The organism is Vibrio sp. 070316B (assembly GCF_013114115.1).
In the GTDB taxonomy this organism is placed as follows: Bacteria; Pseudomonadota; Gammaproteobacteria; order Enterobacterales; family Vibrionaceae; genus Vibrio; species Vibrio chagasii_B.
Map to the genome: position 1 here is coordinate 1 of NZ_VTYC01000078.1, position 923 is coordinate 923.

Genomic DNA, 923 nt, shown 5'->3' on the forward strand with positions numbered 1-923 from the left:
TCCCTGCGGGGCTATTCAACGACAGACTGTAATCCTTTCAAAGCATCAAGGTAGTCATTTACCGCAAGCTCATTATCGTAGAGCTTCCGCTTTAGCTTCTCATTTAGTATTCGTTCTTTGTGATACAACTCTTGATACTTAAGTGCGTCATAGCCACCTTGAACTAAAGCTTTGGACATGGTCGATGTCTTCGTCAATTCTTTTAGCTTGGATAGCATTTCTTCATGCTTCTCAGTATCTCGAATAGTAATAGCCATCATTTTTCCTTAATGTCGGTTTGTCCTGGTTTAATTATGATAGCATTTTTTGAGGTTTGTTCCTGGCTAAATGTACGGATTTGATAGCATTTTTACACTATCGATCCGATTGCCGGTTCGTGTTTTGATAGCATTAGACGATTGACTAAAACAAACTTACTTCCGCTTGTCTTACTTCTGGCAAAGCAACCGCAGCTGAGTAGGGCTTGCATGTTATTAACTTCGTTAGCTCGCCTCTGTTTAGCTTCAACAAGCAATCATCAATGCGGTCAAACGTAATGTCGTAAGCTTTTAGGAAGCTTTCGTTTACCGAGTAGAAGCCATCAAGAGCTTCCACCTCAATGCTAACATGCCTTTCAATCGTGCCATTTTTGATCGCGAAATTCACACCCGTGACAAAAGCTTTCTTGATGCCCTCAAACGGTAGCACCTCGGCTATAGGAACATGAGCAACATCATTTTTGTGATTACCTTTACTGCTATCCCGACTAGAACGTACATCCCCAGAAGCTTGAGTATCTTTGCTAGGTTGTGTTTGATTTTGCTTAGGAACGGCAGTTGAAGACGTTGTTTGTCTCGCTTCCTCCACCGTCTCAGTAGTTTCAAAAAAACGATTGGATAAGTCATAAATTATGTACCCGAAACAGAATATGGATAGTAGGAAAA

1 protein-coding gene and 1 pseudogene are annotated in these 923 nt (G+C 41.1%); both read right to left on the minus strand.

What is annotated here, in order from left to right; all coding sequences use genetic code 11:
* Window positions 1-11 precede the first annotated feature (11 nt).
* Entirely contained in the window at window positions 12-257 is a 246-nt protein-coding gene (locus tag F0251_RS24745; RefSeq protein ID WP_171731987.1) for a hypothetical protein, read from the minus strand.
* A gap of 145 nt (window positions 258-402) precedes the next feature.
* Window positions 403-923: pseudogene (locus F0251_RS24750) on the minus strand (toxin); the annotation flags it as partial.

Coding starts and splice junctions, on each gene's coding strand:
- F0251_RS24745 (WP_171731987.1), bottom strand. CDS start 257: ATGGCTATTACTATTCGAGATACTGAGAAGCATGAAGAAATGCTATCC.